The organism is Rhodothermales bacterium (assembly GCA_041391505.1).
Classification (GTDB): domain Bacteria; phylum Bacteroidota; class Rhodothermia; order Rhodothermales; family JAHQVL01; genus JAWKNW01.
In genome coordinates, this window is record JAWKNW010000017.1 from 125,001 (window position 1) to 129,751 (window position 4,751).

Here is a 4,751-nt window from a genome sequence, read left to right on the forward strand (position 1 = left end):
ATAGGCGGGAGACTTTGAAGCTGTGTCGCCAGGCATGGTGGAGTCACCCTTGAAATACCGCCCTTACTTTGGTTGAAGCCTAACCAGTGGTTGTTATCCAATCATGGGACAGTGTTAGATGGGTAGTTTGACTGGGGCGGTCGCCTCCTAAAAAGTAACGGAGGCTCCCAAAGGTACCCTCAGCACGGTCGGTAATCGTGCGTCGCGTGTAAAGGCAAAGGGTGCTTGACTGCGAGACATACAGGTCGAGCAGGCACGAAAGTGGGGCTTAGTGATCCGGCGGTTCCGAATGGAAGGGCCGTCGCTCAAAGGATAAAAGGTACGCCGGGGATAACAGGCTGATCTCCGCCAAGAGTTCACATCGACGCGGAGGTTTGGCACCTCGATGTCGGCTCGTCGCATCCTGGGGCTGAAGAAGGTCCCAAGGGTTGGGCTGTTCGCCCATTAAAGCGGCACGTGAGCTGGGTTCAGAACGTCGTGAGACAGTTCGGTCCCTATCTGCTGTGGGCGTTGGAGACTTGCGCAGGTCTGCTTCTAGTACGAGAGGACCGAAGTGGACGAACCTCTAGTGTACCTGTTGTGGCGCCAGCTGCATCGCAGGGTAGCTATGTTCGGACGGGATAAGCGCTGAAAGCATCTAAGCACGAAACCCTCTGCAAGATTAGGTCTCCCTTATGGGTCGTTCAAGACTAGGACGTTGATAGGCGGCAGGTATACGCATGGTAACATGTTCAGCCGAGCCGTACTAATTACCCATCAGGCTTAAATCCACATTTTCACAGGTACTGTGACCTGGCTTTTCGGTCAGGCCAGCCTCCAGCCCAGCACAGAACAACCATGTCAAACACATTCTCGGTGACTATTGCGCGGGGGATCACCTCTTCCCATTCCGAACAGAGAAGTTAAGCCCCGCTGCGCCGATGGTACTGCCTTATGGTGGGAGAGTAGGTCGTTGCCGAGTTACATTCAAAAGGTCCCGTCTTCGTTTGAAGGCGGGACCTTTTTGTCTTTCCAGCAATTCGCCGCGCACAGGGTGCCAGAAAACGCGCAAGAATGCGATGCCGGTGAACTCTCCCCCGCGACCGCCGTTGACGCAATACTTACCTCAGCGTATACTTACACACACCCCGCCGGAGTCAGGCCCCATTAGATAGACCCTCCTCGCCATGCGCGCGAACGACGCTCGAGTTCTCGACACTGCCGCCCTCGACCTGAGTCGTGCGCCAGCTCGTATCCACCGCCGGCTGGCCATGGCGCCGGCGGGCTTCTGTCTCGTGGCTACCGTGTGCGACGTTGCGGGATATGCCGATCCGACAGGCCGCATGGCGCTCGCGCGTCTCGGCGAAAGCCAACTCCTCGATGTGATCCCCTCCCCTGCCCTGCTACTCGTTCTGGCCGTCCTCGGGCTGTTTGGCTGGGCCGATCGCTTTCGGTTGCGCAAGCGCGGCCAGGAACTCGCGCGTGAGACACCCGCTAGCCCGCCGCCGGCCAAACCCGAATCACACGCTTTCCTCAGCGACGCGGCGCCCCGGCCGGCAACACGCGACGTGCTCGCAACGGCGCGCGCAAAACCTGCTGCATCGGCTAAGACCGAGCATGCCCCGGTCCTCCAGGTTCCTCAGGCCAAACCCGTGATTCTCGTCGCGGTGAGCGATGCGTTCGTTCGTGGCGAACTCCATCATCAACTGCACACACGCTACAGCGTCGTCGAAGCCGACGACTCGATCGACGTGATGGAACTGGCCCGGTCGCTTCAGCCCGCCTTGGTCATCACCGCATCCAACATGGATGAAAAAGGCGCCTGCGCTCTCTGCGACGAGATCAAGGCCGATCCCCTTTTGAAGCATACTCCGGTGCTCTGGATCGCGCCGGCGGCCGGGTTGCCTAATGTCGAGGATCTGAACATTTCAGCTGAGGACACGCTCTCCGGCGTCGCAAACAACGAGGCGCTGCCCATTCGTGTCGAAAACCTCGTCGAGGTGCGGCAATATATCCAACACGGCGGCCTCCCCTCCGTCAAGATCGATGCAGACGATACGGCCGCTCGCCTTGCCGACACCCTCTTCCTTGAAAACGTGCATCGCCTGGTTGACGCCAATATCGGCAATAGCCTCTTCGGGCTCGAGGCGCTAGCCCGCGAAGCCCAGGTGAGCCTTCCGCACCTGGAAAGCCGTCTGCTGCGCCTCACACGGCTGTCCGCGGCGGGTTTTCTGCGCACCAAGCGGCTCCAGCACGCCATGGAGCTGCTCGAGGCCGGCAACACGCCAGCCGAAGTGGCCCATCTCACCGGCTTCCACAGCGTCAGTTCGTTCAACCGCCTCTTCAAGCAGGTGGTCGGCGTCGCGCCCGACTCGTATACCGCCTGACCCCCCGACGCGGCGTGGGTGTGTTCTGCCACGCACCGTCTGCTTAGGGGTTTGCTTCATTCGTGCAGGCGACCGTTGCGCGGGGACACGTGTCCGGCGCACTCCGGGATGCGCGCGGCCGGTCGCACGATGAGCCGGGCCTGGCTACCCCTCGAACAGGGTGTGCAGAAATTGACACAGGCTTCGCCACGTCGTTCGGCGTGCAAGGCCGTCGGTTCGTATTTTGGATCTCCTGCCTCGCACACCTTCTTCTGACGCCGTATGTCCGCGAAGTCGTTCACTGAACCTGAAGTCAACCTGCAACTCGCCCGGGATCACGGGCTAACTGAAGAAGAATACGGCTGGATCGTGGACCGACTCGGTCGCACCCCGACCTTCGTCGAACTGGGCATCTATTCCGTCATGTGGAGCGAGCACTGCTCGTACAAGAACTCGATCGCGGAACTCAAGAAATTACCCCGTGAAGGCGGCCGGATGCTGGTCGGCGCGGGAGAGGAAAATGCCGGCCTGATCGATATCGGCGACGGGATGGGGGTGGCGTTCAAAATCGAATCCCACAATCACCCTTCCGCCGTCGAGCCCTACCAGGGCGCCGCGACGGGGGTCGGAGGCATCCAGCGCGACATCTTCACCATGGGCGCCCGGCCTATCTGCTCGCTCAATTCGCTGCGTTTTGGCTCGTTGGAGCAGCCCCGCGTCCGGTATCTGCTCGATGGCGTCGTTCGCGGTATCGGCGATTACGGCAATTCTTTCGGGGTGCCGACCGTCGCCGGCGAAGTGTACTTCGATCCCTCCTACGAAGGCAATCCCCTCGTCAACGCGATGAGCGTCGGCATTGTCAAGGTCGGGGAGACCGTTTCGGCGATAGCCAGCGGTGTCGGGAATCCTGTCTTTATCGTCGGATCCTCGACGGGGCGGGACGGCATCCATGGCGCCACCTTCGCCTCCGAGGAGATTTCCGAAGCGAGTGAAGCCAAACGCCCCAGCGTGCAGGTCGGAGACCCCTTCACGGAGAAACTCCTCCTCGAGGCGACGCTGGAGGTCATACAGAGCGGCGTGGTGGTCGGCATGCAGGATATGGGCGCGGCGGGCATCACGTGCTCGACGTGCGAAATGAGCGCCAAGGGAGAAAGCGGCATGGTGCTGAATCTGGAGCGCGTACCCATGCGCGAGACCGGGATGACGCCTTACGAGGTGCTGCTTTCCGAGAGCCAGGAACGCATGCTGGTAGTCTGCGAAAAAGGCAAGGAAGCCACGCTGCTGGCCGTTTTTGAGAAATGGGACCTGCATGCCGAGCAGATCGGCACGGTCACGGACGACGGCCGCGTGAAGGTATACTGGCACGGCGATCTGGTGGCCGATGTCCCGGCCGAGCACCTGGTGCTCGGAGGCGGAGCGCCTGTTTATATCCGTGAGACGCGCCGGCCCAGCTATCTGGATCGCGTGGCCGGTTTCGATCTCCACACGTTTCCCGATCTGCGTCCTGAACACGCGAACGACGTGCTGATCCAGCTGGTCGGGGCGCCCAATATCGCCTCCAAACGCTGGATATTCGAGCAGTACGATACGACGGTTCGGACCAACACCGTCGTGGGACCGGGGCCCAGCGATGCCGCCGTGGTGCGGATCAAGGGCACCGACCGAGGCCTTGCGGTCAAGACGGACTGCAACGGACGCTTTGTTTACCTGAACCCGCGTCGCGGAGGCCAGATCGCCGTATCGGAGGCCGCGCGCAACGTGGTCTGCGCCGGCGGCGAGCCGCTGGCCATCACAAACTGCCTCAATTTCGGCAATCCGTACAAACCGGAGGTGTACTGGGTATTCAAGGAGGCTCTGGCCGGGATGGGCGATGCCTGTCGCGCCTTTGATACCCCGGTGACCGGCGGCAACGTGTCCTTTTATAATGAAAACCCTGAATCTGCGGTGTTTCCTACGCCGACGATCGGAATGGTGGGGCTCGTGGAGGACGTCGACCGGGATACGACGACGGTGCCGTTCAAAGCGGCCGGCGATGTCGTGTACCTGTTAACGCCCAGGCGGTGGCGGCATCGCAACGACATCGGCGGCTCGGAATACCTCTCGTGGGTGCACCGGCGGACCGAAGGCGACGCGCCTCATCTGGATCTCGACGAGGAAAAGGCCGTGCAGAAAGCGATGCTGGCGATGATCCGCGCGGGCCTCGTCGAGAGTGCGCATGACGTTTCCGATGGAGGCCTGGCCGTGTGTCTGGCGGAATCGACGCTGCACGCCGCAGGGCTGGGGGCCGATATCGACCTCCAGACGGAAGACGGCATTCGCATCGACGCGTTATTGTTCGGCGAGGCCCAGTCGCGCATCGTGCTGACGGCCCATGCGGCCGATGAAGAAAAACTCGGGCAGATCGCC

Annotated in this window: 2 protein-coding genes and 2 rRNA genes (1 of these 4 only partly in view); all 4 read left to right on the forward strand. The window is 61.4% G+C overall.

The window, feature by feature from the left end:
* Positions 1 to 770: ribosomal RNA gene (locus R2834_16210) — 23S ribosomal RNA — on the forward strand; it begins 2,140 nt to the left of the window's first position.
* Positions 771 to 851: 81 nt separating this feature from the next.
* Positions 852 to 961 (forward strand): 5S ribosomal RNA (gene rrf / locus R2834_16215).
* Between the two features lie 205 nt (positions 962 to 1,166).
* A complete protein-coding gene (locus R2834_16220; protein ID MEZ4701880.1) occupies positions 1,167 to 2,366 on the forward strand; it encodes a helix-turn-helix domain-containing protein in 1,200 nt (399 codons plus the stop codon).
* A 261-nt stretch (positions 2,367 to 2,627) separates the two neighbouring features.
* Positions 2,628 to 4,751, forward strand: a 2,124-nt coding sequence (gene purL, locus R2834_16225; protein MEZ4701881.1) for a phosphoribosylformylglycinamidine synthase subunit PurL, incomplete at its 3' end; no start/stop codon positions are given.